The sequence below is a fragment of the Bradyrhizobium oligotrophicum genome, from assembly GCF_051168495.1.
GTDB classification, from domain to species: domain Bacteria; phylum Pseudomonadota; class Alphaproteobacteria; order Rhizobiales; family Xanthobacteraceae; genus Bradyrhizobium; species Bradyrhizobium oligotrophicum_A.
The window spans coordinates 16,549-42,399 of sequence record NZ_JBNPVB010000027.1; the positions used below are offsets into that span (position 1 = coordinate 16,549).

Below are 25,851 nucleotides of genomic sequence, written 5' to 3' on the forward strand. Positions count from 1 at the left end.
GGAACAGGAGCAAGTCATGACCGCATCCGACAAGGCTTTCACCGGATCGATCCCGCAGATCTACGATCAGTTCATGGTTCCCTTGATCTTCGAACCCTATGCGCAGGATCTCGCGCAACGCATCACAGCCCGGCAGCCGCGCGACGTGCTGGAGACGGCTGCGGGCACCGGCGTCGTCACAAGGGCGCTGCATGCGCACCTCCCGCCGGACGTTGGGATCACCGCGACCGACCTCAACGCGCCGATGCTGATGCAGGCGAAGACGCATCTTGCCGACGCGGCTCGCATCCGGTGGCAGCAGGCCGATGCGCTCGCCGTGCCCTTTGCCGATGCGAGTTTCGATGCCGTCGCGTGTCAGTTCGGCGTGATGTTCTTTCCGGATCGAATCAAGGGGTACGCCGAGGCGCGTCGCGTGCTGAAGCCCGGCGGACGCTTCATCTTCAATGTCTGGGACCGGATCGAGGACAACGCGTTTCCTCTCGTGGTGCACGAGACGCTGCAGCAACTCTTCCCCGACGATCCGCCGCAGTTCTTCACGCGGACCCCGCACGGCTACTACGACACCGAACGGATCAAGACGGACCTGACCGACGCGGGCTTCACCGATATCGTCATCGAGACGGTCACGCATCGCAGCCACGCGGCCTCGCCGCATGAGCCGGCGATGGCGTTCTGCCAGGGCACGCCGATGCGTGGCGAGATCGAGGCGCGCGGCACGCCGGGCCTTGCCGCAGTGACGCAGGCGGTTGCAGATGCGCTCGGACGACGGTTCGGGACCGGACCGATCGAGGGCCGCATTCAGGCGCTGGTGATCTCAGCTACGTGAGCGCCTGGCACCGGCCGTGCGCTACGCCGTTTGTATCACCGAGAATGGCTCGCTCGGGCGGCGCAAGACGAGTTGGTCGGCCGTCGCCGGCTCGTCTACGACCCGATCGACGCGCGCGGCCGGCGGTCCCTTGCGGCAGGCGCCAACCATCGCCGCAACGTCATCCGCGGGGCCGGCAAACACCGCCTCGACGCTGCCGTCGGTCCGGTTGCGCACCCAGCCTTCGAGGCCGTTCAGGATGGCCTGATCCTCGACCCAGGCGCGATAGCCGACGCCCTGGACGCGGCCGTGGATCATCACGTGAACCATGGTGCGATCACTCATGATCCGGGCCTCAGATAATCGCGCAGGCGCTGCTTGACGTCGGCCTCGCGCGTCACGCGCGCGGTCAGTTCGGACGACGGCAGCCCCTTCAGTTGCTTCGGCGAGACGCCATCACGCAGCGCTTTCAGCGTCTCGTAGACGGCTTGCGTCGCGGCGGCGATCGGCGCATGGCCCTGCAGCGCGACGCGGACGCGGCGCGCGGCGAGATAGCCGGGATCGGACATCTCCTCCGGCGCGCCGCCGAGCACGATCGGCAATGTCGTCGCGGCGGCGATCGCATCAAGCTGGTCACGCGAGGTGATGCCGGTGAAGAACAGTCCATCGACACCGCAGGCCTCATAGGCCTTGGCCCGCATGATCGCATCGTCGAGCGAGGTGATCGAGGCAGCGCCGGTACGACCGAGGATCGCCAGCGCGGGATCGCCGCGGCCGTCCAACGCGGCCTTCACCTTGCCGACGCCCTCGGTGAGCGGGATCAACTGCGGCTTGGTTTCGCCAAACGCCTGCGGCAGCAGCGTGTCCTCGATGGTCAGGCCGGCCGCGCCGGCGGCCTCCAGCTCCTGCACGGTGCGGCGCACGTTCATCGCATTGCCGTAGCCATGATCGGCATCGACCAGCACCGGCAGCGCGGCGGCGCGCGACATCCGCCGCATCTGCTCGGCGAGCTCGGTCAGCGTGATGAGAGCTATGTCGGGGTCGCCGAGCACGGCGAGCGACGCGGCCGAGCCGCCGAACATGCCGAGTTCGAAGCCGAGATCCTCGGCGACGCGGATCGAAATCGCGTCGTAGACCGAGCCCGGGTGGATGCAGCGGTCACTGGCGAGGATCGCGCGAAGCGCTTCTCTGCGTGCACGGAAGGTCATCCTCGCCTCCTTTCCTTCGTCATTGCGAGGAGCGTAGCGACGAAGCAATCCAGAGTCTGTTTCTGAGCCCTGGATTGCGTCGCTTCGCTCGCAATGATGGCGGTTAGCCCTACGCAAACTCCAGGATCAACGCGTCGACCGCCAGCGTGGCGCCGGCCGAGGCATGGACCTTCTTCACGATACCGTCCTGCTCGGCGCGCAGCACGTTCTGCATCTTCATGGCCTCGACCACGGCCAGCGTCTCGCCGGCCTTGACCTCCTGCCCTTCGGTAACGGCGATCGAGACCACGAGGCCCGGCATCGGGCACAACAGCTTCTTGCCGCTGTCACCGGCGGTGACGACCGGCATCAGCCGCGCCGCCGCCGCCTCGGATTCCGTGTAGACGTAGACCGGCGCTTCGACGCCCTGATGCGCCAGCCGCACGCCGTTCGGGATCGCACGCGTCTGCACCGCGAGCGGAGCCCCGTCGATGGTGCCGTGCCACACCGCATCTCCCGGCTTCCACTCCGACACCAGCTGATGCGCCGGGCCGACCTTGCCGTCGGCGCCGACGAAGCGGACCGTGATCGCGCCGTTCTCCCTGATGATGTCGAGCAGGATCTCGTCGCGGCCGAGCCACACCGCGCGGCGGCCCTGCCGCTTCACCGGGCGGCCGATCATCTGCTGCGAGATCTGCCGCTTGCGTTCGCCGAGCACGTGATCAATCGCGGCGCCCACGGCGGCGAGCCGACGCGCGATCTCGCCTTCCGGCGTACGGGCTGAAAAGCCCTTGGGAAATTCCTCGGCGATGAAGCCGGTCGACAGCCGGCCCTCGCGCCAGCGCGGATGGTTCATCAGCGCCGACAGGAACGGAATGTTGTGGCGGATGCCGTCGACATAGAACGCGTCGAGCGCGGTCGACTGCGCCTCGATCGCAGCCGCCCGCGATGGCGCATGGGTGACCAGCTTGGCGATCATCGGATCGTAGTAGATCGAGATCTCGCCGCCCTCCTGCACGCCGGTGTCGTTGCGCACGGTGATGCCGTCCGCCTTGCTCTCGGCCGGCGGGCGATACTTCACAAGGCGCCCGATCGAGGGCAGGAAGCTGCGGAACGGATCCTCGGCATAGACGCGCGATTCCACTGCCCAGCCGGTCAGCGCGACGTCCTTCTGCGCAAGCGAAAGCTTCTCGCCGGCCGCGACCCGGATCATCTGCTCGACGAGGTCGACGCCGGTGACGAGCTCGGTCACGGGATGCTCGACCTGCAGGCGGGTGTTCATCTCCAGGAAGTAGAAGCTCTTGTCCTGGCCGGCGACGAACTCCACCGTGCCGGCGGAGTCGTAGTTCACGGCCTTGGCGAGCGCGACCGCCTGCTCGCCCATCTTGCGCCGAGTCTCTTCATCGAGCAGCGGCGACGGCGCCTCCTCGATGACCTTCTGGTTGCGGCGCTGGATCGAGCATTCGCGCTCGCCGAGATAGATCACGTTGCCATGCTTGTCGCCGAGCACCTGGATCTCGATGTGGCGTGGATCGGTGATGAATTTCTCGATGAAGACGCGATCGTCGCCGAACGAGGCCTTGGCTTCGGCCTTGGCGAGATTGAAGCCCTCGGCCACCTCGCTGGTCGAATGCGCGATGCGCATGCCCTTGCCGCCGCCGCCGGCGGAGGCCTTGATCATCACGGGATAGCCGATCTCGTCGGCGATGCGCACGGCGTGCTTGTCGTCCTCGATGACGCCGAGAAAGCCGGGCACGGTCGAGACCTTGGCCTTGGCCGCGGCCTTCTTCGATTCGATCTTGTCGCCCATCGCGGCGATGGCGCCAGGGTTGGGGCCGATGAAGACGATGCCGGCCTCGGCCAGCGCCCGCGGAAACGCCTCGCGCTCCGATAAGAAGCCATAGCCGGGATGCACGGCCTCGGCGCCGGTCTTGCGGCAGGCCTCGACGATGCGGTCGATCAGGAGGTAGCTCTCGGCGGCGGCGGGCGGCCCGATCAGCACGGCGTCGTCGGCCATTTCGACATGCAGCGCATCACGATCGGCTTCCGAATAGACCGCAACGGTCCTGATTCCCATGCGGCGGGCGGTCTTGATGACCCGGCAGGCGATCTCGCCGCGGTTCGCGATCAGAATGGTCTTGAACATGTTTTTTCTTGATACCTTTGGGCGGGCTCCCCGCTCACGGCACAGGCACGACCACCGCGAGCTTGACGGTTCGTCTATAGCAAAATCGCCCGTACGCAACCCGTCTGTCGGCGCGATCCCGCCCATGTCCGAGGCATGCCAGCAGCCGGCGGTCCGTCACCCGGAATAGCTGTGGAAACGACCCCGCGCATAGGCATGCGAGACCGCCTTCATCAGCTCGGTGACCTCGGTCTCCAGATAATCGTTGGCAACAATCAGCGCGCGGATGGCCGCCCTGAGGTCGCCGCCGCAGGCCGCGATGGCCTGATCCACCGCAGCGTCCAACCCCTTGTCTACCGGCTCCCCGGCTGTGGCATGCAGTTCAGACGGCATGGCGTGATGCGGCCCCTCGCTCCGGTCAAGCCGCCATGTTCACTCTATGTTCCGTCAAGTCAAGGCAGAGATCAGGCCGCCCCGACCTCTTCTTGCTGCTGCTCGTCCTGCGGCTGCATCTCCTGCTGCTCCGGGACCAGCGCCGACGCCTCCGACGCGCCTTGGCGCACGAGATTGTGGATGAATCCGAGCTTGCCGATGACCGGCGGGGTCAGGATGAAGGGATAGAGCTCGCGCGTGCCCATCGCCCGGGCAACGCTGTTCATGGCGAAGGTGAACGGCAGCCAGGCATTGACGATGGTATCGAAGTCATCGGCGACGTAGGGATCGAAGGTCACGCGGGTGGTCAGGCCGCCGATCTGGTCGGCGGGCGGATTGACCTCGATGCCGAACTCGGACGCCATCTCCAGCGTGTCGACGATGTGGAGGTAGTGCGCCCAGGTTTCGGCGAAGTCCTCCCAGGGATGGGTGGTCGCGTAGGCGGAGACGAAATTCTGCTGCCAGTCGGGCGGCGCGCCCTGATCGTAGTGGCGCTTCAGCGCCTCGCCATAGTCCAGCGTGTCATCGCCGAACACCGCGCGGCAGTCATCGAGCCTGCCGGCATCGCGCACCAGCACGTCCCAAAAATAATGCCCGACCTCATGCCGGAAATGACCGAGCAACGTGCGGTACGGCTCCCCCATTTCGAGCCGGCGCCGCTCGCGCTCGAAGTCGTCGGCCTCGGCGAGTGCGATGGTGATGAGCCCGTTGTCGTGACCGGTCAGGACCTTCTGCTGCAAGGCAGGATCATCGGCCAGGAAGTTGAAGATCAGCCCGTGCTCCGGATCGTCGGTCCGCGTCTTCACCGGCAGCTTCCAGCGGAGCAGCGAGTAGAACAGCCGGTGCTTGGCCACCTCCAACTCGCGCCAGCCGGCGAGTTGCGCGGGGTCCGAGAGGTTTGGGATGGTGCCGTTATGACGGCAGGCGCGACAGAAGCCCGTGCTCTCGCCGGCTTCGAGCAGCCAGTTGCAGGCGTCGTGCTCGGCATTGGCGCAGAAGAAGCGACCGGCCTGGCCATCGGCCAGCGTCCGAAACCCCTCATCCGCCAGCTCGAGCGCCGACAGGATCTGACGCTCCGGCATGAAGGCGAGCTGATGGCCACAGCGGCCACAGCTGCGATTTTCGAAATACAGGATGTTCTTGCACGCCTGGCAGACGAAGAGCTTCACGGTATGGACCTACGCGTTGCGGATGTTCGGCGCCTGACGACGCACAACAGTAACAGTCCGTTCCGAGGCCGCGGAACTTTTTATCTGCCCCGGCGTTCTCGTCATGGAGGCGTCTGCCTGCCACATTCGCCGGCTATTTTGCTTTCCATGACCTCAATATCGCCACGCTTCCGAACACCCGCGGTGAAATTCTTCGGCGACCGCTCGTCCACCCAGTGCAGGTCAGCATGAACAGCGCGGATGCGCCCAGAGACGACGTTGTCCCGGAGGTCGCCGGCGCGGCCGAATTGCGTCAGCACATCGAGGAAATCGCGCGCGACCGGGATCAGGCCTATCGGGCGCTGCAAGAACGCGAGGCCGAGCTGGCGCGCATCCAGCGCATCGCGCGGGTCGGCGGCGTCGAGGTCGACCTGCGTGAAGGCTATCGCAACCGCCGCTCGCCGGAATACCTGATCATCCACGGCCTGCCGCCCGAGGCCGTCCACGAGACACACCAAGACTGGGTCAATCGCGTCCATCCCGACGATCGCGCCAGGGCCGAGCAGGATTTCATCGCTGCGGTCAAGAGCACGCAAGAGGATTATACCACCGAATATCGGATCATCCGCCCCAACGATGGCGAGACCCGCTGGGTCCGCGTCATCGCCCGCATCGAGCGCGACTGGAACGGCCGTGCGATCCGGCTGGTCGGCGCGCATATCGACGTCACAGACCAGATGCTCGCGCAGGCGAAGCTGCGCGAGAGCGAGGAGCGCTTCCGGCTCATCGCCGACAGCGCGCCGGTACCGATCTGGGTCACCAAGCTCGACCGCACCCGCTCCTTCGTCAACCGCGCCTATCTCGATTTTCTCGGCCTGCCCGTCGACGAGGCGCTCGCCTTCGACTGGCGCAAGGTGCTGCATCCCGAGGACCTGCCGCGCATCCTCGCGCAGCAGCAGTCCGGGGAACGCTCGCTGAAGCCGTTCTTCCTCGAGGCACGGTACCGCCGTTCCGACGGAGAATGGCGCTGGCTTCGATCGGAATCGCAGCCGCGCTGGGATGCGACCGGCCGCCATATCGGCTTCATCGGCGTCGCCCACGACGTCACGGCCGCCAAGCAGGCCGAGATCGAATTGCGCCGAATCAACGAGACGCTGGAGGAGCGGATCCGGGAGCGCACCGCGCAGCTCGAAGCCAACGAGGCGCGCATGCGCGCCATCTTCGACACCAGCAATCAGTATCAGGGTATCCTGGACATCGAGGGCCGCGTCACGCACGCCAACCGCATCGCGATCGCCGGCATGCGCGCGGGCGAGATCGACGTGATCGGGCAGTTGCTGTGGGAGGCGCCGTGGTTCACGCAGACGCCGGGCGTAAGCGAGCTGCTCCGCGACGCGTTCGGGCGCGTGCGCGAAGGCAAAGGCTTTCGCAGCGAGGTGCGGCTGGATTTTGCCAGCGGCGAGCGGCATTTCGAGCTCTCGATGCGGCCCCTGCTCGACCAGCACGACGCCATCATGGGCGCGGTCGCCGAGGCCGTCGACATCACCGAGCGCATCCAGGGCGAGGAGCTGTTGCGCCAATCGCAGAAGATGGAGGCGATCGGACAGCTCACAGGCGGCGTCGCGCATGATTTCAACAATCTGCTCACCATCATCCGTTCGGCGACCGACTTCCTGCGCCGCCGCGACCTAGCGGAAGAGCGCCGCCGGCGCTATGTCGATGCGATCTCGGAGACGGTCGAGCGCGCCTCGAAGCTGACGGCGCAACTGCTCGCATTCGCGCGGCGGCAACCCTTGATGCCGCAGGTCTTCAATGTCTGCGAGCAGGTCGAGAGCGTCGTTCAACTCATCCGTCCTCTCGTCGGCAGCCGCATCCAGATCGAGCTTGCGGTGACGGAGTCCCGACTGTTCACGCTGGCCGACATCGCGCAATTCCAGACCGCGCTGATCAACCTCGCCGTGAACGCGCGCGACGCGATGAACGGCGAGGGACGGCTGGTGATCAGCGTGCGCAGCACCGAGGCGATCCCGGCGCTGCGCGGCCAGGTCGCGCGCCCCGGCGCGTTCATCGCGATCGCGGTCACCGACACCGGCGGCGGCATCGCGCCTCAGCATCTCAACGCGATCTTCGAACCCTTCTTCACCACCAAGGAGGTCGGCAAAGGCACCGGTCTCGGCCTGAGCCAGGCGTTCGGCTTCGCCAAGCAGTCCGAAGGCGACATCGCAGTCGACAGCCGGCTCGGCCACGGCGCGACCTTCACGATCTATCTGCCGCAGGCGGCCGCCCCGCAATCGGGCGCGGATGCCATCTCCGCGCGTGTCGAGCCCGCCACCATCGGCCGCGGCTATCGCGTGCTGGTGGTCGAGGACAATGACGAGGTCGGTCAGTTCTCGACCGAACTGCTCGAGGACCTCGGCTACATCACGCGCCGCGTCGCCAATGGCGCGGATGCGCTGGCGATCCTCGCCAACGACGAGTTCGCGGTCGACCTCGTCTTTTCCGACGTCATCATGCCCGGCATCAACGGCCTCGAGCTCGCCGGCATCATCCGCGAGCGCTATCCCGGCCTGCCGGTCGTGCTCACCTCCGGCTACAGCCACGTGCTGGCGGAGAACGCCCATCACGGCTTCGAGCTGATCAAGAAGCCCTATTCGGTCGAGTCGCTGTCGCGCATCCTGCGCAAGGCGATGGCGGAGAAGGCGCCGCTGCCGCGCTGAGACGCGGGCCGCGGGAACCAACCCGGCGGCTCTTGCGTTCCATCGCGTAGCCAAGGGCACGGTCGCGGCGCTGCGCGCATCGCGAGGCGTCCTCCCGTCTGATCACATTGCGGACCCTGCGATGCGCTCCCTTCGTTCGCGGCTGTCGGCGCTCTGGCTGATGCTGGCCGCTTCGGGCGCCACGACCGGATATCTGCTCGTCGAATCCTTTCAACAATCGGCCGATGCCCGCGTGACGCGGGCGCAGGATCTCGTCGTGCGCGGCTGCCGGGACATCGCCGACCGCTATCAGTTCTTCGTCTCCGGCTGGCGCGGCGCTCCGGTCGACGACACGCTGAAGCACGACCTCGTGCCGCTGGTGCAGTCTGCGCTGGCCGGCGCGCCCGGCGTCGAGGGCGGCATCTGGCAGGCCGAGGGCGGATCGCTGGCCTATGGCTACCCGACCTATGAGGGCACCGGCCCCAAGACCGATCTTCCGGCCGCCGAGCTCAGCGTCATTCAACAGGTCAATGCCGAGACGCAGCGCGACGGGCGGCCGGCGACGGTCAAGAACGATGGTCGTTCCCAGACGCTGATCGTCCATGCGTGCCCGCTGCGCGGGCCGCTCCAGGGCGTGACCGCGTGGACGATGACGCGGGCCGCGACGGCGCAAGGCCCGGCCTACACCCATCTGCTGGTCGGATTGGTCGTCCTGACGCTGACGCTGCTCGGCTCGGCGGTCTGGCTCGCTTCGATCCTGGTGTCGTGGTCGCGCCGCATCGCCATGATCGAAACCGCGCTGGGCGCGCCGAACGACAAGGCCGACCTGCCGCTGCTGCCGCACACCGGCGCACGCGAACTCGACCGTCTGGTCGACGCGGTCAACGACGCCGGCACCCGGCTGTCGGCCGAACGCGCGCGGGCCACGGCGGCCGAACGTCTCGCGGCCGTCGGGCGACTGTCTGCCAATCTCGCCCACGAAATCCGCAATCCGATCGCGGCGATGCGCCTGAAGGCCGAGAACGCACTGGCCTCGTCCGACCCGGCGCGCAAGAGCAGCGCACTCGAAGCAATCCTGCAGCAGGTCGGGCGGCTCGACGCGCTGCTGCGCGATCTGCTCGACATGACACAGGCCAGCCAGCCCAAGGCTCGCTCCGTCGACCTCGCGAGTTTCCTGCAATCGACCATCGATGTGCATCGCGAGCTCGCCGCGCGCCACCGACTCCAGCTCCGGGCGATCGTCCCCGAAGCTGCGCAAGCCGCCTGGTTCGATCCGCTGCAGATGCAGCGCGCCCTCGACAATCTGATCCTGAATGCGATCCAGAGCACGCCCGATGGCGGCGAAGTCATCGTCGCAGCCGAGATCCACGACGGACATCTGCTGCTGCGTGTCAGCGACAACGGCCCGGGCGTCGACGCCGGCATCAGGGACCGCCTGTTCGAGCCGTTCGTCAGCGCCCGCACCGACGGCACCGGCCTCGGCCTCGCCATCGTGCGTGAAATCGCGCGCGCCCATCGCGGCGAGGCGCAACTCGCACACACCCGCACCGGCTCCAGCTTCGAGATCTCCCTGCCATGGCAACCATCCTGATCGTCGACGATGACGCGGCGCTGCGCGACGGTCTGGCGGAGACCGTGACCGATCTCGGTCATCAGGCCGTGACGGCAGCCTCCGGCCGCGAGGCCATCGGCTTGATGTCGGCCCGCACCGACGCCGTGCTGCTCGACCTGCGCATGCCCGGGATCGACGGCATCGAGACCTTGCGCCGCATCCGCGCCGACGACGATGCCCCGCCCGTGATCGTCCTCACCGCCTATGCGAGCCCGGAGAACACGATCGAGGCGATGCGTCTCGGCGCGTTCGACCATCTGGTCAAGCCGATCGGCCGCGAGGCGCTGCGCGAACTGCTCGCGCGGCTGCCGCCACGCCGGTCCGGCCAGCACGATGACGGCAGCGCCGCTGCAAGCGGCCTGATCGGCACCAGCGAAGCGATGCGCCGCGTGCAGAAGACGATCGGACTCGCCGCCGATTCCGATACGACGGTGCTGATCCGCGGCGAGACCGGCACCGGCAAGGAGCTGGTCGCGAGAGCCCTTCACGTCCACAGCCGGCGCAGCGCGAGCCCGTTCATTGCCGTGAACTGCGCCGCGATTCCGCAGGACCTGCTCGAAAGCGAGCTGTTCGGCCATGTGAAGGGTTCGTTCACCGGGGCCACCTCGGACCGCGCGGGCGCGTTCCGCGATGCCGGGCCGGGAACGCTCTTCCTGGACGAGATCGGCGACATGCCGCTCGCCATGCAGGCCAAGATTCTGCGTGCCCTGCAGGAGCGCATCATCACGCCGGTCGGCGGCAAGCCGGTCAAGGTGGCGGCTCGCGTCGTCGCCGCGACGCATCGCGATCTCGCCAGGCTCGTCGCCGGCGGCGAATTTCGCGAGGATCTCTACTACCGCCTGAACGTGATCCCGATCGAGCTGCCGCCGCTGCGCGAGCGCACCGAGGACATCCTGCCGCTCGCCAACCATTTCCTGGCGCTCGCCTCGGACGGCCGGCCGCGGCCACGGCTGAGCGAGGCAGCCGCCGCCAGACTGCAGCACGGCCCGTGGCCGGGCAACGTGCGTGAGCTGCGCAACGTGATCGAGCGCGCCTGCGTGCTGACGCGCGGCTCCGTGATCGACGCCGACGACATCCACATCACCGAGGCGTCGCTCGACGCGGAGACGCCCGCGACCGATTTGCCGGCGGCGGTGGCGCGTCTGGAGGAACGCATGATCCGCCGCGCGCTCGGAACCTGCAATGGCAACCGCACCGAAGCGGCGCGACAGCTGAACATCAACAGGCAGCTGCTCTACACCAAGATGCAGCGCTACGGGCTGCTCGACGACGAGGCGTCAGGAAACCTGACGCGCACCGTCGGGAAAGATGACGCGTGATGTCCGTCACCCCCATGCAACCCATTGATTCAGTGTCGTCCGGCAACTGGCACGTCCGTTGCGAAACAGATCGCGTCACCACCTGTCAAAAGGAGTTCCAGGATGACGCGACAGATGAGACCAATCATGACCGCGCTGCTGCTCGCCGCCGCAGCCGGTCTCGGCGCCCAAGCAGCGAACGCCCAGGCGCCGCAGTCTCCGCCTGATGCGACGTGGGATGCGTCGCAGCTTCCGGAGACGCGCGGGATCGTCAAGCAGTACACGTTGACGCCGCGCGGCGACGTCGACGGACTGATCCTCAACGACGGCACCGAAGTGAAACTGCCGCCGCATCTGACGGCCCAGGTCGTGTTCGCGATCCGGCCCGGCGATGCCGTCTCCGTCCGCGGACTGCGCGCACGCGCCATCCCGCTGGTCGATGCCACCGCGATCACCAACATCGCCACCGGCAAGGGCGCGGTCGACAACGGTCCGCCCGACGGACCAGGGCGCGCCGGCGCCGATCAGACCTTCAGCGGCCGCATCACCGCGCTGCTGCATGGCAAGCGCGGCGAAGTCAACGGCGCGGTGCTCGACGACGGCACGCAATTGCGTCTGCCGCCGCCCGAGGCTGAACGCCTGGCCGACTGGCTGCGTCCCGGACAGACGATCTCGGTCCGCGGCAACCTGCGCGAGACGGCGCTCGGCAAGCTGGTCGAAGTCGACGCGATCGGCGCCTCGCCCAACCAGCTGACCGCCGTGGACGGTCCGCGACCGCCGCGCGGGCCGGATGGCGGTCCCGACCGTCTCGGGCCTCCGCCGCCGCCTGCAGGTCCCGACCGGCTGAATCCGCCGCCGCCGCCGCGCGGCTGACGCCTTCGCTTCGACTGTCGAGAACACATAGGAGACAATCATGCATTGGATCGATCCCGAGAGCCTGCCCGTCGTGAAAGGCGCGCACGAACGCTTCGTGCTCAACCCTCACGGCGAGGTCGACGGCTTCGTCATGCGAGCCGCCGACGAGGACGTGCTCGTTCATACGCCGCCGCACATGGAAGCGGAGCTGACGCGCCACATCAAGCCGGGCGATGTGATCGGCGTGCACGGCGTGAAGCCGCGCGGCAGCGCGCTGCTCGCCGCCGTCGCGGTGACGCCGGCGAACGGCCGGCGGATCCTCGACCACGGACCGGATCACGACCGCGAGCATCCCAAGCACGATCACCACGAAATAGCGACCGAAGGCACGGTGCGGCTGTCGCTGTTCGGCCCCAAGGGCGAATTGCGCGGTGCGCTCCTGACCGACGGCACCGTCGTGCGGATCGGGCCGAAGGAAGCCGCCGATGTCGCCGACCTGCTGGCGCCGGGCGCGCGACTGGCCGTGCGCGGCGACGGCATCGAGACGCGCTTCGGCCGGGTCATCCATGCGCGCGAGGCAGGTAAGGGCCTGAAGTCCCTCGCGCCGCTCAAGCATGGCAAGCCCGGGCTGAAACACGAGCACGGTCCGAAGCACGAGCACGGCCACAAGCCGAAGCCCAAGCACAAGCACAAGCACAATCACGCGTGATCGCACGCGCCCAGGACGGAACGAAGGACCGAGGCCGCAGCATGTCACAGGACGAGACCACCACGCGCCGCGCGGGCCGTGCGCTCGACGCCGCCAACTTCTTCCTGGCCGACGTGCGCGACGGCCTCGGTCCCTATCTGGCCATCTATCTGCTCACCGAGCAGAAATGGGACGAAGCGTCGATCGGCCTCGTGATGTCGCTGGCGACGATCGCCGGCATCGTCGCCCAGACACCGGCCGGCGCTCTGGTGGATGCGACCAGGGCAAAGCGGCTCGTCATGATCGTTGCCGCGATCATCGTCACTGCCTCCTCGCTGCTGCTGCCTCTCATGCATAGCTTCTGGCCGGTCGCGATCTCGCAAAGCATCGCCAATGGCGCCGGCGTCATCTTCGCGCCGGCGATCGCCGCGGTGTCGCTCGGCATCGTCGGGGCCAAGGCGTTCACGGCGCGGATCGGCCGCAACGAGACCTTCAACCATGCCGGCAACGCGGTCGGCGCCGTCATCGCCGGCGCCGCCGCCTATGCGCTCGGACCGTCCGCCGTGTTCTACCTGATGGCCGTGACATCGGCCGGCAGCCTCATCAGCGTGCTCGCCATTCCCGAGCGCGCCATCGACCATGATGTCGCCCGCGGCCTTCAGCATCAGGCGGACGGTGGTAAGGCGACGCAAGACGAGCAGCCCTCCGGCCTCGGCATTCTTCTCACGTGCCGACCTCTCCTGATCTTCGCGGTCTGCGTTGCGCTGTTTCACCTCGCCAATGCGGCGATGCTGCCGCTAGTCGGTCAGAAGCTGGCGCTCCAGGACAAGAACCTCGGCACCAGCCTGATGTCGGCCTGCATCGCCGCGGCCCAGCTCGTGATGGTGCCGATGGCGCTGCTGGTCGGCGCCCGCGCCGACCGCTGGGGCCACAAGCGCTTCTTCCTCGCCGCGCTGCTGATCCTGCCGCTGCGCGCCGTGCTCTATACGCTGTCGGACGACAAGGCCTGGCTGGTCGGCGTGCAACTGCTCGACGGCGTCGGTGCCGGCATCTTCGGCGCGATCATGCCGGTGATCGTCGCCGACCTGATGCGTGGCACCGGCCGTTTCAACGTTGCGCAAGGCGCGATCATTACCGCGCAGAGCATCGGCGCTGCGCTCTCCACCGCGCTGGCCGGGCTCGTCGTGGTGCATGGCGGCTACAGCGCCGCATTCCTGGTGCTCGGCGCCGTCGCGGCATTGGCCGTGATCGTGTGCTGGCTGCTGCTGCCGGAGACCGGCGGCACGGAAGCGTCGCATCCGGCCGCGGTCCCCGCGCCCGCTATCCCCGCCGAATGATTTGCTCTATCGATCCCCGATCATGATCCCGCACGACACCTGGCTCGCCTACGCCATCATCATCCCCGCCACCGCAGGCGTCATCATCCGCCCGTTCCGGCTGCCCGAGGCCGTCTGGGCGGTGACCGGCGCGGTCCTGCTGGTCGCGCTCGGCCTGCTGCCGGCGGCCGATGCGCTCGCCGGCATCCGCAAGGGCGTCGACGTCTATCTCTTCCTGATCGGCATGATGCTGATCGCCGAGCTCGCCCGCCGCGAGGGCCTGTTCGACTATCTCGCGGCCTACGCCGTCGAGCACGCGCGCGGCTCGCCGCAGCTCCTGTTCCTGCTGGTCTATGCGGTCGGCACGCTGGTCACCGTGCTGCTGTCCAACGACGCCACCGCGATCGTGCTGACGCCGGCGGTCTATGCCGCGACGCGCGCGGCCGGCGCCTCGCCGCTGCCTTATCTCTACGTCTGCGCCTTCATCGCCAATGCCGCGAGCTTCGTGCTGCCGATCTCCAATCCGGCCAATCTCGTCGTGTTCGGCGAGCGCATGCCGCATCTGACGGAATGGCTGCGCCAGTTCACCCTGCCCTCGATCGCCGCGATCGCCCTGACTTATGTGGCGCTGTGGCTGACGCAACGCCGTGCGTTGCAGGGCGAAACGCTGCGGACCGATGCCGAGAAGCCGCATCTGAGCCGCGAGGGCCGGCTGGCCGCCGTCGGGATCATGGCGGTCGCGGCCGTGCTGCTGACCGCCTCCGCGCTCGACGTGCAACTCGGGCTGCCGACCTTCGTCTGCGGCGCCATCACGGCGACTGCGATCCTGCTCGCCAGCCGGCAATCGCCATGGCCCGTTATCAAGGGCGTGTCATGGAGCGTGCTGCCGCTGGTCGGCGGCCTGTTCGTGATGGTGGAGGGCTTGAATCGCGTCGGCGCCATCGGCCAGCTCAGCGCCTGGCTGCATGACGGCGTCGCCCGCGCCCCGCTGGGCGCGGCGGGGGCAGCCGGGCTGATCACCGCGGTCGCCGACAACATTGCCAACAATCTGCCGGTCGGTCTCGTCGCTGGCTCCGTCGCGGCCAGCGATCACCTGCCGCATGAGGTCATCCGTGCCATTCTGATCGGCGTCGATCTCGGCCCCAACATCTCGGTGACCGGTTCGCTCGCCACCATCCTCTGGCTGACCGCGCTGCGACGCGAGAAGATCGAGGTGTCCGCCTGGCAGTTTCTCAAGGTCGGACTCATCGCAACGCCGCCAGCGCTGCTTGCGGCGCTGGCGGCGGCGTTGTGGTAGCGCTCAGACGAATGATCAGGCTGCCGCTTCGTAGTTGACCGCCGTCTCCGCGATCTTGGTCAGCGTCTCGTCGGTCTTCCGCTCTTCATTCAGCGTCTGGTCGAGCAGCTTGGCCGCCTTCGGCAGATTGAGCTTGAGGGCCCAGGCCTTCAGGGTGCCATAGCGCGACATCTCGTAGTGCTCGACGGCCTGCGCTGCAGCGAGCAGGCCGGCATCGAGCGCCTGGGTGCCCTTGTACTCGTCCATGATCTCCTTGCCCTCGTCGATGATGCCCTCGATCGCGTCGCACTTCTTGCCGCGGGCGGGCTTGCCGATCAGTTCGAAGATCTGTTCGAGGCGCTCGATCTGGCCTTCGGTCTCGTCGTGGTGCTTGAGGAAGGCAGCCTGCAGCTTGTCGGACTGTGCCGCCTTGGCCATCTTCGGCAGTGTCTTCAGGATCTGCTTCTCGGCGTAGTAGATGTCCTTGAGGGTGTCGAGGAAGAGCTCGTTGAGGTCTTTTTCGGCAGGCATGGTGTGCTCCCTGGTTGTTACGCGCCGACAACCGGGAAGCGAGGTGCTTGTTCCTGCCGCCAGCTGCCGCAACAGCAATATTCATTCCGCTGCGCAACATTCGGGCTCGCCCCTCTTGTAACAAAACCGTCACCCGGCAAAACTAAAGCTCTTCCCTGCGGCGAGACGCCGCGATTCCGCCGTTTGCTCTCAGGAGTTTTCAATGTGCCGCCCGCTCGTGCTGCTGTGCGCCGGACTGACCCTGCTGTCGTCGAGTGCCGCATTTGCGCAGAACGCCACACCCCATAACCTGATCCTGTTCATTCCCGACGGCCTGCGCGCGTTGAAGGTGACGCCGGACACGGCGCCGGCCATGGCTGATGTTCGCGACAAGGGCGTCAACTTCAAGAACTCGCATTCGCTGTTTCCGACCTTCACCATGGCCAATGGCTCGGCCATGGCGACCGGCCATTATCTGGGCGACACCGGCACGTTCTCGAACACGATCTTCACCGGCTACACCTCGGTGCCCGCCGGCGATACCGTCGTCCCCTTCATCGAGAACGACGCGGTGCTCGGCGACATCGACGAGCATTTCAATGGCGACTACCTCAACGAGGACACGATCCTGAAGCTCGCCCGCACGGCCGGCTATTCGACCGCCGCGATCGGCAAGCTCGGCCCGACCTATCTGTTCGACCACACCGCCTGCCCCTGCAAGCCGGGCGCGACCTCATCGATCGTGATCGACGATTCCACCGGCGGCAAGGCCGGCGTGCCGATCACCGACGAGATCAAGGACGCGCTGACCAAGGCCGGACTGCCGACCGCGACGCCGCCGCGCGGCGACAACGGCAAGGCCGGCGACGCCAAGACGCCGGGAACGACGTCCGCCAACGTCGGCCAGCAGGCCTATATGGTCGACGTCGCCACCAAGGTGGTGCTGCCGATGTTCAAGGCGCGCAACAAGCCGTTCGTGCTGGTGTTCTGGTCACGCGATCCCGACGGCAGCCAGCACAATCACGGCGACAGCCTCAACACCATCACGCCCGGCATCAACGGCCCGACCTCGATGGCCGGCATCAAGAACGCCGACGACAATCTTGCCGCCCTGCGCAAGGCGCTCGACGACCTCGGCCTGGCCGCGTCCACCAACATCATGGTCCAGGCCGACCACGGCTTCTCGACCATCTCCAAGGAGAGCAAGACCTCGCCGTCGGCCAAAGCCAGCTATGACGACACGCCCAGGGATTTCCTGCCGATGGGCTTTTTGGCGCTCGACCTCGCCAAGGCGCTCGACCTGCCGCTGTTCGACCCCAACGACAAGAACGCGGCCGTGCCCGCCGGCAAGCACCCGAAGGCCGGCAACGGCGTGCTCGGCAAGGATCCGACCAGGCCGGATCTCATCGTCGCCACCAATGGCGGCTCCGACCTGATCTACCTGCCGAACAACGACAGGAAGCTCGCCCGCCGCACCGTCCAGGCGCTGCTGGCGCAGGACTACGTCTCCGGCCTCTTCGTCGACGACAAGCTCGGCGACATCCCCGGCACGTTGCCGCTGTCGGTGGTCAATCTCGACGGCAAGGCGGTGACGCCGCATCCGGCGATCGTCGTCAATTTCCGCTCCTATGTCGCGCCGGGCTGCGACCAGCCGTCCAACTGCCAAGTCGAGGTCGCCGACACCGTGCTGCGCCAGGGCCAGGGCATGCACGGCTCGTTCGGCCGTGGCGACACCTACAACTTCATGGCCGCCATCGGTCCCGACTTCAAGGCGGGCTTCGTCGATCCCCTGCCCGTCAGCAATGCCGATGTCGGCATTACCGCCGCCAAGCTGCTCGACCTCAAGGTCGCACCGAAGGGCCGGCTGATCGGCCGCGTCATGACCGAGGCGATGCCGAACGGCGCGATGCCGAAGGCCACCTCGCAGGTCGTCAAATCCGACCCGGCCGCGGGCGGGCTGCGCACCGTGCTGAAGCTGCAGCGCGTAGGCCAGCAGCGCTATTTCGACGCCGCCGGCTTCCCCGGCCGCACGGTGGGGCTCGACGACGAGGCGCCGAAGAAGACGGCGGCGAAGTAATCAGATCGCCAACGTCATCAATGTAGCCAACCGCGGACCACCCGGGTGAGCGTCAGGGACACCCGGGTGACCTCGTCCCGCAAATCGTTTCGCTCCTGCGGGCCCCCGCTCTCTCCACGCGTCATTGCGAGCGCAGCGAAGCAATCCAGAGTCCCGCCCACCACCCTGGATGCTTCGCTGCGCTCGCAATGACGCGTGGAAACATCGTGCTCCCAAGCGAGCCGCCAGCGACGCGCAGGAGCTGAGCGACATGCGCTCGGACGCTCTCCCCGCGCCTTCACTCATCCTGCTGCATCACGACCACAGTCACCGCGCGACGTCGAGCGTGACCCTGAGCTCGATCGTCTTGCCGCCGCGGAGCACGCGCAGCACAACGCTGTCGCCGGGATTCTTGTTCTCCAGCGCGCGGGTCAGATCATCAGGCGAATCCACCCTCTCGCCGTCGATCGCCAGCACCACGTCACCGAGTGCGAAGCCGCCGTCGCGGGTCAGCCGCGCGGGCTTGAGTCCCACTTTCTCGGCGACCGAATCCTGCTCGACATCGAGCACGAACACGCCTGACAGGCCGAGCCGCGCCGACAGCGCCTCGTTGGCCTTGGGATCGGTGCGGACGCCGAGGCTCGGACTGACATAGCGTCCCGCCGCGATCAGGCGCGGCACGATGCGGTTGACCTTGTCGACCGGCACCGCGAAGCCGATGCCCGCGGAGGCGCCCGACGGGCTGTAGATCGCGGTGTTGACGCCGATCAGCCGTCCCGCGCTGTCGAGCAGCGGCCCGCCGGAATTGCCGGGATTGATCGCCGCATCGGTCTGGATCAGGCCGCTCAGCATCTGGTCCTGCGTGACCTGGAGGTTGCGGTTGAGCGCCGAGACGATGCCGGTGGTCAGCGTGCTGCTGAGGCCGAACGGATTGCCGATCGCGAACACCTTCTGCCCGACCTTGAGATCGGCGCTGGTGCCGATCGGCAGCGGCTTGGGCCGGTCGACGCCGACGCCGATCACGAGCACCGCGAGATCGTTCTCCGGACTGGCGCCGACGAGAGCGGCACGAAACGAGCGCCCGTCGGTGAGGCTGACCAGGGCTTCCGTGGCGCCCTCGATGACGTGATAGTTGGTGACGACGTGGCCGAGCTCGTCCCACACGAAGCCGGAGCCGGTGCCGGAGCGTTGCTGCTGGGCGTTGCCGGTCCACGGATTGACCGGCTGCTGCACCGTCGTGATGAACACCACCGAGCCGCTGCGGCTCTCGAACAGCGCGATCGTGCTCTTCTCGTCGGCGGCGAGATCGCCGCGCGGCGTGATCTCCCGCGGCTTGGCGCGCAGGCCGAGCAGTTCCGCCTGGATCAGCGGAAAGGTCTGCCAGGCCATCATGAGCAGCAGCGCCGTCGCCGCCACCGCCAGCAGGCGCGCGGGAAAGCTCCATCGGCTCATCTCGACATCTCCGTGTCCGGTCCCCTCACGGCCGATTGATTCACCGGCCGGCCGGCGTCATCAAGAGGAAGGATGCGCCGGCTGGACGGCCAAACGAAAAGAGCGCGATGAGGTCATCGCGCTCTCGGACATCTGACGTTCGGGCCTGGCGCGAGGTGATCACATGCCGATGTCGATCATCGACGGCAGCTGCGCCAGCGGCAGCACGCTGACGCCGACCAGCGTCGCGACCATGGCTTTCAGGACGCGGTTGCTCTGCCGCTTGCCGCGCATCTGCTTGGCGACCCATTCCAGCACGTCGGTACGGACGCCGCGCGCATTGGCCGGCGCCCAGCTCGCGATGTCGGTCTCGGCGGCCAGCGCGACGCTGCGCGGCGGCACCGGCAGGCCGGATGCGGAGGCGGTGTGATGCGCAATCGCTTTGGCGAGCAGGTCCTCGAACCGGCCCTCGTCATTGCGCTCGGTCGCGGCCTGGTCGATCGCGAACAGAGCCTCGGCCTCGGCGCGGCTGACCGGGGCATCGTTCACCGCGGCGGCGGTCAGGATGCGCGCGCACCACGCCACATCCTCGGCATCGAGCACGCGGGAGAAATGGACGCGTCCCGCAGTCGTCGGGCCCTCTCCGGTGATCACGCCGTCGCGCACGATGGCGAGCGCGGTGGCGGCGGTTTCGCAAGAGGACGGTTCGAGGCCATCGAGCGAGCCGATGGTTTTTGGTGCAGAGGCAGACATGTTCTCTTCTCGATTGCTGTGTTGACCCACCTTGTCGGTCCGCGTCTGAACGAGTGGTTAATGGTTCAGAACGGCGTTGTGGGTTTTTGTATCGGTTGCCGATTTGCCGCAGTGACCTCGATCACGGTTCAAAGCGGCCGTCGGCAGGGGCGGCGTGGTGCGACCAACAGATGGCGAAATCTGGGCAGCCGGTGGTCCTGCGGATGTTTCGCCGCAGCTGCGAAACTCAAAAGAAGTTGTTGCGCGCGTGAGTTTTGGGGAAATTTTCTTCTCTTTTTCGTCAACCGGTTCCCACAGGAAGCGGTATTTCCTATAGTGTATAGAAGAATTTATCCGCCAACCTGCAATGAGATTGAGGACGTCCATGGCTCTCCAGATCGGCTCCACCGCCCCTGACTTCGAGGCACAGACCACCGAAGGCAAGATCAAGTTCCACGAGTGGATCGGCGACAGCTGGGCGCTGCTGTTCTCGCACCCGAAGGATTTCACTCCGGTCTGCACCACCGAGCTCGGCGCGCTCGCGCATCTCAAGCCGGAGTTCGACAAACGCGGCGTCAAGCTGATGGGGCTGTCCGTCGACGCAGTGGACAACCACGCCAAATGGTCCGAGGACATCAAGGAGACCCAGGGCGCGGCGCCGAACTACCCGATGATCGGCGACACCGACTACAACGTCTCCAAGCTCTACGACATGCTGCCGGCGGCGATCTCCGGCGATCCGTCCAAGCGCACCGCCGCGGACAATTTGACCGTCCGCAACGTGTTCATCATCGGCCCCGACAAGAAGATCAAGCTGATCCTGGTCTATCCGATGACCACGGGCCGCAACTTCCAGGAAATTCTCCGCGTCGTCGACTCGCTGCAGCTGACCGCCAAGCACCGCGTCGCCACCCCCGCCGACTGGAAGCAGGGCGACGACGTCATCATCGCCGGCTCAGTGTCCGACGACGAGGCCAAGACGATCTATCCGAGCGGCTGGAAGGCGCCGAAGCCTTATCTGCGCGTGGTGCCACAGCCGAAGTGACGCATGAGATTTGCGTCGTCATCCGCCCTTTTCTTCCGAGAAGGGCGGATGCCGCCGCAAATCCATCCGGTCGTGCAGGATCCGACCGATCTCGATGATCTGCGGGCCGCCGACACGGTAAAGCAGCAGCTGCCGTCCGGGTCGACCAAGTCTCGCGACATGGAGCGTGCGCACGCCAGGCAAGATATCATCCCGCCCCTGGAACCGGGTGGCTCAGGCCCGTTGGCGAATTCGGCAATCGCTTGCAGCAAAGTGTCCCGATACACGCGGGCCTGACGCGCGCCGAAATTGTCCGCCGTCCATTTCAAGATGTTTGCGAAATCCAGCTCGGCGACGGGGCTGAGGCGAATACGCCAAATCTTGCCCATCGTCGGCTACTCCGACCTCATGCGCCGAACACCCCAGTCAACCTTCGGCACGCCCGATGAGTTGCTCGGAGAGACCGTTCAGATAGGCCTGAAGCTCGTCCATGCTGCCGAACTTCTTGAACTCGCCGCGGTCCAACGCGGCAAAACCGGCGTGGGCAGCCTCTCTCAGCCCATCCAGCCGGGCCAACTCTTCGGACTCACGCTGCTCGATCAGCCGCAGTCCATCGCGAAGCACTTCGCTGACGTCCCGGTAGCGGCCGGATTCGACCAGCGTTTCGATGATCTTGTCCTGATCGTCGGTCAGCATCACGTTTCGTGTCGGCATGGCTGGATCCACCGCGTCACTGATCACTCAATCATGCCACCACAGCGAGCCTCACCCCCGCGGCGTCGCCCAGTCTGCAATCAGAAGGCCCGCCGTGGCCGACACCGCGGTGACGAACACGCCCCAGCCGATGTCCATGACCACCACGGCCCAGGTCCACTGCTTGAGCATCGCGAGCGCGGTCAGCTCGAAGGTCGCGTAGCAGAACAGGCCGAACAGCGCGCCGTACAGCAGGGTCGAGCGCCAGGTCGCGTCGGCCGCCGCGCTGACGAAGATCAGCACGCCGACGACATAGAGGAGATAGAACAGCACCGCCGGCACCGGGCGGACGTCGCCGAGCATCTCGCCGACCTGCGACTGGAAGAAGCCCTTGGCGACGATGCCGAGATACGGGATGTCGAAGCCGAGCAGCACCGCCAGCGTCGCGAAATAGAGAACGGCGTATCGGCTCATGCGTTGCGGCTCCTGCGTGGTGCGCGGGTCGACCCCGGTCGGTCAGGCGGACGCAGGTCAACCGCGGCGCTTGGTCTTGGCCTTGCGTCCGTCCGGCGCTTTCGCCCGTGGGGTCTTGTCTCGAAACGCCGGTCCGGCGTGGCTGGACTTGTCGCGATGCTTTTTTTTCTTGGCGTAATCCGGTTCATGGCCGGATGTCGGCGCGCCGTCGCGATGCGGCTTGCTGCGCGGTTTGGCGTCCCCTCTCTCGCGCGGCTCGTCGCGCCGCAGCGGATGGTAGTCGGTTTTCTCCGCCTCGCGCCGCGGCGGCCGCTTGTCGGCTCGCGACGACGCCGACGGCGCGCCCGACAGCGGCTCGATGCGGATGTTGTCCTCCTTGTCGGGACGGCGGATGTTGGCGGCGAAGGCGTCGGCGACGCGCTCGGCGATCTCGAACTCGGTCGTGGTGTCCTGGATCTTGATGGCGCCGATGTCGTGCTTGTCGATGCCGCCGCGGCGGCAGATCATCGGCAGCAGCCAGCGCGCTTCCGCATTCTTCTTGCGCCCGATCGCCGCCCGGAACCAGACGCTGGGCTCGCCCATGCCGTGACGTGCCGACGGCTTTCCCGTCTTGGTGCGCGGCGTGGCCGGGGCGCGCTCCTCGCTCCGCGCGGGCCGGACGCTGTCGCGGCCGCGATCCTCGCGCGGCCGGCCGCGATCCTGCTGGCCGGGATCGAGAATGTCCTCGGGCGATGGCAGCCGGGCACGATAGAGCCGCGCCAGCGCCGTGGCGATGTCCTCGGGCGAGCGCTCCGCGAGCAGGGCCTGGGCGAGCGCCAGATCCTCCGGCGTCGTCTCCTCGGCGAAGACGGCATCGTGCAGCATGCGCTCCTGATCGAGCTTGCGGATCTCGTCCGCCTGCGGCGCCGCGCCCCATTCGGCCTCGATGCCGGCCAGGCTCAGCAGCATCTCCGCACGCCGCCGCCGGGCCGGCGGCACCAGCAGCACGCTGACGCCCTTGCGCCCTGCCCGACCGGTGCGGCCGGAGCGATGCTGCATCACCTCGGGATCGTTCGGCAGCTCGGCATGGATGACGAGATCGAGCTTGGCGAGATCGATGCCGCGTGCGGCGACGTCGGTCGCCACGCAGACGCGCGAGCGGCCGTCGCGCAGCGACTGCAGCGCCTGGGTGCGCTCGTTCTGGGTCAATTCGCCTGACAGCGCGACCACGGAAAATCCGCGCTCCAGCAGCGCCGCCTGCAGATGCCGCACGGCCTCGCGCGTGTTGCAGAACACGATCGCGCTCGGCGACTCGTAGAAGCGCAGCACGTTGACCACTGCGTGCTCGGCATCGCCGGGTGCGATCCGGATGGCACGGTACTCGATGTCGGCATGGCCGCCTTCGTCGCCGGCGACCTCGATCCGGAACGCGTCGTTCTGATACTCCCTGGCCAGCGCGACGATGCCGCGCGGAAAGGTCGCCGAGAACAGCAAGGTCCGCCGCGTCTCCGGCGTGGTCTCGAGGATGAACTCCATGTCCTCGCGAAAGCCGAGATTGAGCATCTCGTCGGCCTCGTCGAGCACGACCGCCTTCAGTTCGGAGACGTCGAGACGCCCGCGCCGCAGATGATCGCACAGCCGCCCGGGGGTACCGACGACGATGTGCGCGCCCGACTCCAGTTCGCGCTGCTCGCGGCGCGGATCCATGCCGCCGACGCAGGAGACGACGCGCCCGCCCGCGTGCTGATAGAGCCAGCCGAGTTCGCGCTGGACCTGCAGCGCGAGTTCGCGCGTCGGCGCCACGATCAGCGCCAGCGGCGCGGTGGCCCGCTCGAACCGCTCGGCCTCGCCGAGCAGGTCCTTCGCCAGCGCCAGCCCATAGGCCACGGTCTTGCCGGAGCCGGTCTGGGCCGACACCAGGAGGTCACGATCGACGGCGTCGTCGGCGAGGACGGCAAGCTGAACGGGCGTCGGCTGCTCGTAATTACGCTCAGCGAGAGCGCGGGCGAGCGGCGGACTTGTGGCAGGGAATGACAATGGACGGAAAACCTCGTTTCGATTCCGGCTGCTTTACGCCATGCCGCGCCGGAACACGAGGGGAACGATCGCAAATCTGCGGCATGGCTCGGCGCCCTTCTCTCACGCCGAAGCGCGGCGCGATCCGGCCCGTGCTAGTCTCCCAGGGACGATCCCAGGGAGCCCTGAGCCATGTACGTCGCAGGATTCGTGATCCCGGTAGCGGAACAGAATATGGAGGCCTACCGCAGGTGGGCCGAACGCGGCGCGGCGCTGTTCAAGGACTATGGCTGCCTCGAAATCGTGGAGTCCTGGGAGGACAACGTCCCCGACGGCACGACCACCGATTTTCGGCGCGCCGTCGCCGCGAAGGAGGGCGAGAAGATCGTGTTCTCCTGGCAGGTTTGGCCCGACAAGGCGACGCTGGACGCAGCCGAAGCCCGCATGCGGGACGACGAGCGCTTCGCGATGCCGGACGACATTCCGTTCGATCCGAAACGCCTGATCCTCGGCTGCTTCAAACCGATCCACGTCATGGGGCGAAAGTGAGCTAGCTGCTCTGGAGGCACAGCGATACGCTGCCACCAGCACTTGCGCAATCCACGACCGAGAGGCATCTTTGCTCTATTGCTTCGGAGAAAATGATGTCCAGCCTCACAGAAAGCGACATTAAGCAGGTCGTCGGTCGAGCAAAGAATTGGCTCTCTGATGTTCTGGCTGATGAGCATCCGACTAATATCGGTCTCGATGAGATAGAATTCGACTCACAAGCCGGGCAGTGGAGAATTACGCTGGGCTTCTCTCGCCCCTGGAACACCAGCACGTCTAACGCGCTGACAACGATCACTGGCCTCCAGGCTGCCAAGCGAGCTTACAGGGTCCTCACGCTTGACGGCAAGACGGGAGAAGTAATCTCGATGAAACGGCGCTCGTCTGATGGGGACTGACGTGCCAAGGCACATGATCGCACTTGATACGAACGTCCTGCTGTTGCTCATTGTGGGTCTGGCCAGCCCTTCCTATATCGCGAAGCACAAGTGCCTTGGCGGTCGAACCGTCAATGATTTCGAAATATTGAAGCTGTTTCTTGAAGACTTCCAGCAAGCTGTCACCCTGCCCAATGTACTCACCGAGGTGAGCAACCTTCTCGGTCAGACCCACGGACCGACGCAGCCGCTGTTCGACGTGTTGCGCCACGTCATCGCCAACCTCAAGGAAATCTGCATACCCAGCATTCAGGCCTCCCGGAGGCCGGAATTTGCGAGGCTTCAGCTTGCCGACTGCGCGCTTATGGAGGTCGCAAAAGATGATGTATTCATTTTGACGACAGACGGCCCTTTGCATCGCGCCCTCCTCGCCGCGGAATACAAGACGGCCAATTTTACCCACTATATGGAGGCAGCACGCGACTAGCACGCCGGCCCTCAACCTTCCTGTCTCGGTGTCGCTCACATCGGAAGAGACCTGACAGCTTTTTTTGGAAAGTATCCCACCGCCA

Annotated in this window: 26 protein-coding genes; 13 read left to right on the top strand and 13 right to left on the bottom strand. The window is 66.7% G+C overall.

All coding sequences use genetic code 11. The features are described 5' to 3' along the window. The first annotated feature begins 16 nt into the window (after nt 1–16). Nucleotides 17–826 carry a methyltransferase domain-containing protein gene (locus ACQR1B_RS32785; RefSeq protein ID WP_434837032.1) on the top strand — a complete coding sequence of 270 codons (810 nt, stop codon included), beginning with the start codon at nt 17–19 and terminating at the stop codon, nt 824–826. Nucleotides 827–847: 21 nt separating this feature from the next. Here the strand turns inward: ACQR1B_RS32785 and ACQR1B_RS32790 are convergent, their stop codons facing one another. From ACQR1B_RS32790 to ACQR1B_RS32810, 5 genes are all read right to left on the bottom strand, one after another. After that, a complete protein-coding gene (locus ACQR1B_RS32790; protein ID WP_434837031.1) occupies nt 848–1,150 on the bottom strand; it encodes an acylphosphatase in 303 nt (100 codons plus the stop codon). Continuing rightward, nucleotides 1,147–2,013 carry an isocitrate lyase/PEP mutase family protein gene (locus tag ACQR1B_RS32795; RefSeq protein WP_434837030.1) on the bottom strand — a complete coding sequence of 289 codons (867 nt, stop codon included), beginning with the start codon at nt 2,011–2,013 and terminating at the stop codon, nt 1,147–1,149. Before ACQR1B_RS32795 ends, ACQR1B_RS32790 begins: the two co-directional genes overlap by 4 nt. A gap of 109 nt (nt 2,014–2,122) precedes the next feature. After that, nucleotides 2,123–4,138, bottom strand: a complete 2,016-nt coding sequence (locus tag ACQR1B_RS32800; RefSeq protein WP_434837029.1) for an acetyl-CoA carboxylase biotin carboxylase subunit — start codon at nt 4,136–4,138, stop codon at nt 2,123–2,125. A gap of 156 nt (nt 4,139–4,294) precedes the next feature. After that, nucleotides 4,295–4,510, bottom strand: coding sequence for a hypothetical protein (locus ACQR1B_RS32805; RefSeq protein ID WP_434837028.1), 216 nt, complete (start codon nt 4,508–4,510; stop codon nt 4,295–4,297). Between the two features lie 71 nt (nt 4,511–4,581). Next, the gene (locus ACQR1B_RS32810) at nt 4,582–5,718 is read right to left on the bottom strand and encodes a zinc-binding metallopeptidase family protein (RefSeq protein ID WP_434837027.1); all 1,137 of its coding nucleotides are present in this window, start codon (nt 5,716–5,718) and stop codon (nt 4,582–4,584) included. A gap of 227 nt (nt 5,719–5,945) precedes the next feature. Here ACQR1B_RS32810 and ACQR1B_RS32815 point away from each other — a divergent pair, with 227 nt between their 5' ends. From ACQR1B_RS32815 to ACQR1B_RS32845, 7 genes are all read left to right on the top strand, one after another. Continuing rightward, nucleotides 5,946–8,414, top strand: a complete 2,469-nt coding sequence (locus ACQR1B_RS32815) for a PAS domain S-box protein (protein ID WP_434837026.1) — start codon at nt 5,946–5,948, stop codon at nt 8,412–8,414. Between the two features lie 121 nt (nt 8,415–8,535). Beyond that, entirely contained in the window at nt 8,536–9,984 is a 1,449-nt protein-coding gene (locus ACQR1B_RS32820) for a sensor histidine kinase (RefSeq protein ID WP_434837025.1), read from the top strand. Continuing rightward, entirely contained in the window at nt 9,969–11,324 is a 1,356-nt protein-coding gene (locus ACQR1B_RS32825; RefSeq protein WP_434837024.1) for a sigma-54-dependent transcriptional regulator, read from the top strand. The genes ACQR1B_RS32820 and ACQR1B_RS32825 overlap by 16 nt, the downstream gene beginning before the upstream one ends. Before the next feature lie 114 nt (nt 11,325–11,438). Beyond that, nucleotides 11,439–12,176 (top strand): OB-fold nucleic acid binding domain-containing protein, encoded by a 738-nt coding sequence (locus tag ACQR1B_RS32830; protein ID WP_434837023.1) that lies wholly within the window; start codon nt 11,439–11,441, stop codon nt 12,174–12,176. 40 nt (nt 12,177–12,216) lie between these two features. Continuing rightward, nucleotides 12,217–12,867 (top strand): hypothetical protein, encoded by a 651-nt coding sequence (locus tag ACQR1B_RS32835; RefSeq protein WP_434837022.1) that lies wholly within the window; start codon nt 12,217–12,219, stop codon nt 12,865–12,867. A 41-nt stretch (nt 12,868–12,908) separates the two neighbouring features. Then, nucleotides 12,909–14,183, top strand: coding sequence for an MFS transporter (locus ACQR1B_RS32840; RefSeq protein WP_434837021.1), 1,275 nt, complete (start codon nt 12,909–12,911; stop codon nt 14,181–14,183). A 22-nt stretch (nt 14,184–14,205) separates the two neighbouring features. Further along, on the top strand, nt 14,206–15,459 hold the full coding sequence (locus ACQR1B_RS32845; protein WP_434837020.1) for an arsenic transporter: 1,254 nt from the start codon (nt 14,206–14,208) through the stop codon (nt 15,457–15,459). Between the two features lie 15 nt (nt 15,460–15,474). Here the strand turns inward: ACQR1B_RS32845 and ACQR1B_RS32850 are convergent, their stop codons facing one another. Continuing rightward, entirely contained in the window at nt 15,475–15,969 is a 495-nt protein-coding gene (locus tag ACQR1B_RS32850; protein WP_434837019.1) for a ferritin-like domain-containing protein, read from the bottom strand. Nucleotides 15,970–16,171: 202 nt separating this feature from the next. Here ACQR1B_RS32850 and ACQR1B_RS32855 point away from each other — a divergent pair, with 202 nt between their 5' ends. Next, nucleotides 16,172–18,025 carry an alkaline phosphatase family protein gene (locus tag ACQR1B_RS32855; protein WP_434837018.1) on the top strand — a complete coding sequence of 618 codons (1,854 nt, stop codon included), beginning with the start codon at nt 16,172–16,174 and terminating at the stop codon, nt 18,023–18,025. A 306-nt stretch (nt 18,026–18,331) separates the two neighbouring features. On the opposite strand, the gene ACQR1B_RS32860 is transcribed toward ACQR1B_RS32855, so the two are convergent. The 3 genes from ACQR1B_RS32860 to ACQR1B_RS32870 all read right to left on the bottom strand — a co-directional run bounded on the left by ACQR1B_RS32860 (nt 18,332) and on the right by ACQR1B_RS32870 (nt 20,554). Further along, entirely contained in the window at nt 18,332–19,456 is a 1,125-nt protein-coding gene (locus ACQR1B_RS32860) for a S1C family serine protease (RefSeq protein WP_434837017.1), read from the bottom strand. A gap of 159 nt (nt 19,457–19,615) precedes the next feature. Next, nucleotides 19,616–20,188 carry a hypothetical protein gene (locus ACQR1B_RS32865; RefSeq protein ID WP_434837016.1) on the bottom strand — a complete coding sequence of 191 codons (573 nt, stop codon included), beginning with the start codon at nt 20,186–20,188 and terminating at the stop codon, nt 19,616–19,618. Nucleotides 20,189–20,245: 57 nt separating this feature from the next. Continuing rightward, a complete protein-coding gene (locus ACQR1B_RS32870) occupies nt 20,246–20,554 on the bottom strand; it encodes a hypothetical protein (RefSeq protein WP_434837015.1) in 309 nt (102 codons plus the stop codon). Between ACQR1B_RS32870 and ACQR1B_RS32875 the strand changes: the two genes are divergently transcribed. Further along, entirely contained in the window at nt 20,553–21,212 is a 660-nt protein-coding gene (locus tag ACQR1B_RS32875) for a peroxiredoxin (protein WP_434837014.1), read from the top strand. The two genes, ACQR1B_RS32870 and ACQR1B_RS32875, sit on opposite strands and share 2 nt — an antisense overlap. A gap of 18 nt (nt 21,213–21,230) precedes the next feature. Here ACQR1B_RS32875 and ACQR1B_RS32880 read toward each other — a convergent pair whose 3' ends face one another. The 4 genes from ACQR1B_RS32880 to ACQR1B_RS32895 form a co-directional block, all read right to left on the bottom strand. Continuing rightward, nucleotides 21,231–21,395: a hypothetical protein gene (locus ACQR1B_RS32880; RefSeq protein ID WP_434837013.1), complete on the bottom strand. Its 165-nt coding sequence runs from the start codon at nt 21,393–21,395 to the stop codon at nt 21,231–21,233. Between the two features lie 222 nt (nt 21,396–21,617). After that, complete coding sequence (locus ACQR1B_RS32885) at nt 21,618–21,887, bottom strand: type II toxin-antitoxin system ParD family antitoxin (protein WP_434837012.1); 270 nt, start codon at nt 21,885–21,887, stop codon at nt 21,618–21,620. Between the two features lie 69 nt (nt 21,888–21,956). Further along, nucleotides 21,957–22,358 carry a DUF2177 family protein gene (locus ACQR1B_RS32890; RefSeq protein ID WP_434837011.1) on the bottom strand — a complete coding sequence of 134 codons (402 nt, stop codon included), beginning with the start codon at nt 22,356–22,358 and terminating at the stop codon, nt 21,957–21,959. A gap of 57 nt (nt 22,359–22,415) precedes the next feature. Next, entirely contained in the window at nt 22,416–24,374 is a 1,959-nt protein-coding gene (locus ACQR1B_RS32895) for a DEAD/DEAH box helicase (RefSeq protein WP_434837010.1), read from the bottom strand. Nucleotides 24,375–24,545: 171 nt separating this feature from the next. On the opposite strand from ACQR1B_RS32895, the gene ACQR1B_RS32900 reads away from it, so the two are divergent. From ACQR1B_RS32900 to ACQR1B_RS32910, 3 genes are all read left to right on the top strand, one after another. Continuing rightward, entirely contained in the window at nt 24,546–24,902 is a 357-nt protein-coding gene (locus tag ACQR1B_RS32900; RefSeq protein ID WP_434837009.1) for a DUF1428 domain-containing protein, read from the top strand. A gap of 95 nt (nt 24,903–24,997) precedes the next feature. Further along, nucleotides 24,998–25,300, top strand: coding sequence for a hypothetical protein (locus ACQR1B_RS32905; protein ID WP_434837008.1), 303 nt, complete (start codon nt 24,998–25,000; stop codon nt 25,298–25,300). Between the two features lie 13 nt (nt 25,301–25,313). Next, entirely contained in the window at nt 25,314–25,766 is a 453-nt protein-coding gene (locus ACQR1B_RS32910; RefSeq protein WP_434837007.1) for a hypothetical protein, read from the top strand. Nucleotides 25,767–25,851: the final 85 nt, after the last annotated feature.

Coding starts and splice junctions, on each gene's coding strand:
- ACQR1B_RS32830 (WP_434837023.1), top strand. CDS start 11,439: ATGAGACCAATCATGACCGCGCTGCTGCTCGCCGCCGCAGCCGGTCTC.
- ACQR1B_RS32825 (WP_434837024.1), top strand. CDS start 9,969: ATGGCAACCATCCTGATCGTCGACGATGACGCGGCGCTGCGCGACGGT.
- ACQR1B_RS32860 (WP_434837017.1), bottom strand. CDS start 19,456: ATGAGCCGATGGAGCTTTCCCGCGCGCCTGCTGGCGGTGGCGGCGACG.
- ACQR1B_RS32820 (WP_434837025.1), top strand. CDS start 8,536: ATGCGCTCCCTTCGTTCGCGGCTGTCGGCGCTCTGGCTGATGCTGGCC.
- ACQR1B_RS32865 (WP_434837016.1), bottom strand. CDS start 20,188: ATGTCTGCCTCTGCACCAAAAACCATCGGCTCGCTCGATGGCCTCGAA.
- ACQR1B_RS32905 (WP_434837008.1), top strand. CDS start 24,998: ATGTCCAGCCTCACAGAAAGCGACATTAAGCAGGTCGTCGGTCGAGCA.
- ACQR1B_RS32900 (WP_434837009.1), top strand. CDS start 24,546: ATGTACGTCGCAGGATTCGTGATCCCGGTAGCGGAACAGAATATGGAG.
- ACQR1B_RS32805 (WP_434837028.1), bottom strand. CDS start 4,510: ATGCCGTCTGAACTGCATGCCACAGCCGGGGAGCCGGTAGACAAGGGG.
- ACQR1B_RS32910 (WP_434837007.1), top strand. CDS start 25,314: ATGATCGCACTTGATACGAACGTCCTGCTGTTGCTCATTGTGGGTCTG.
- ACQR1B_RS32850 (WP_434837019.1), bottom strand. CDS start 15,969: ATGCCTGCCGAAAAAGACCTCAACGAGCTCTTCCTCGACACCCTCAAG.
- ACQR1B_RS32845 (WP_434837020.1), top strand. CDS start 14,206: ATGATCCCGCACGACACCTGGCTCGCCTACGCCATCATCATCCCCGCC.
- ACQR1B_RS32800 (WP_434837029.1), bottom strand. CDS start 4,138: ATGTTCAAGACCATTCTGATCGCGAACCGCGGCGAGATCGCCTGCCGG.
- ACQR1B_RS32815 (WP_434837026.1), top strand. CDS start 5,946: ATGAACAGCGCGGATGCGCCCAGAGACGACGTTGTCCCGGAGGTCGCC.
- ACQR1B_RS32785 (WP_434837032.1), top strand. CDS start 17: ATGACCGCATCCGACAAGGCTTTCACCGGATCGATCCCGCAGATCTAC.
- ACQR1B_RS32890 (WP_434837011.1), bottom strand. CDS start 22,358: ATGAGCCGATACGCCGTTCTCTATTTCGCGACGCTGGCGGTGCTGCTC.
- ACQR1B_RS32875 (WP_434837014.1), top strand. CDS start 20,553: ATGGCTCTCCAGATCGGCTCCACCGCCCCTGACTTCGAGGCACAGACC.
- ACQR1B_RS32795 (WP_434837030.1), bottom strand. CDS start 2,013: ATGACCTTCCGTGCACGCAGAGAAGCGCTTCGCGCGATCCTCGCCAGT.
- ACQR1B_RS32855 (WP_434837018.1), top strand. CDS start 16,172: ATGTGCCGCCCGCTCGTGCTGCTGTGCGCCGGACTGACCCTGCTGTCG.
- ACQR1B_RS32835 (WP_434837022.1), top strand. CDS start 12,217: ATGCATTGGATCGATCCCGAGAGCCTGCCCGTCGTGAAAGGCGCGCAC.
- ACQR1B_RS32790 (WP_434837031.1), bottom strand. CDS start 1,150: ATGAGTGATCGCACCATGGTTCACGTGATGATCCACGGCCGCGTCCAG.
- ACQR1B_RS32870 (WP_434837015.1), bottom strand. CDS start 20,554: ATGGACGTCCTCAATCTCATTGCAGGTTGGCGGATAAATTCTTCTATA.
- ACQR1B_RS32885 (WP_434837012.1), bottom strand. CDS start 21,887: ATGCTGACCGACGATCAGGACAAGATCATCGAAACGCTGGTCGAATCC.
- ACQR1B_RS32840 (WP_434837021.1), top strand. CDS start 12,909: ATGTCACAGGACGAGACCACCACGCGCCGCGCGGGCCGTGCGCTCGAC.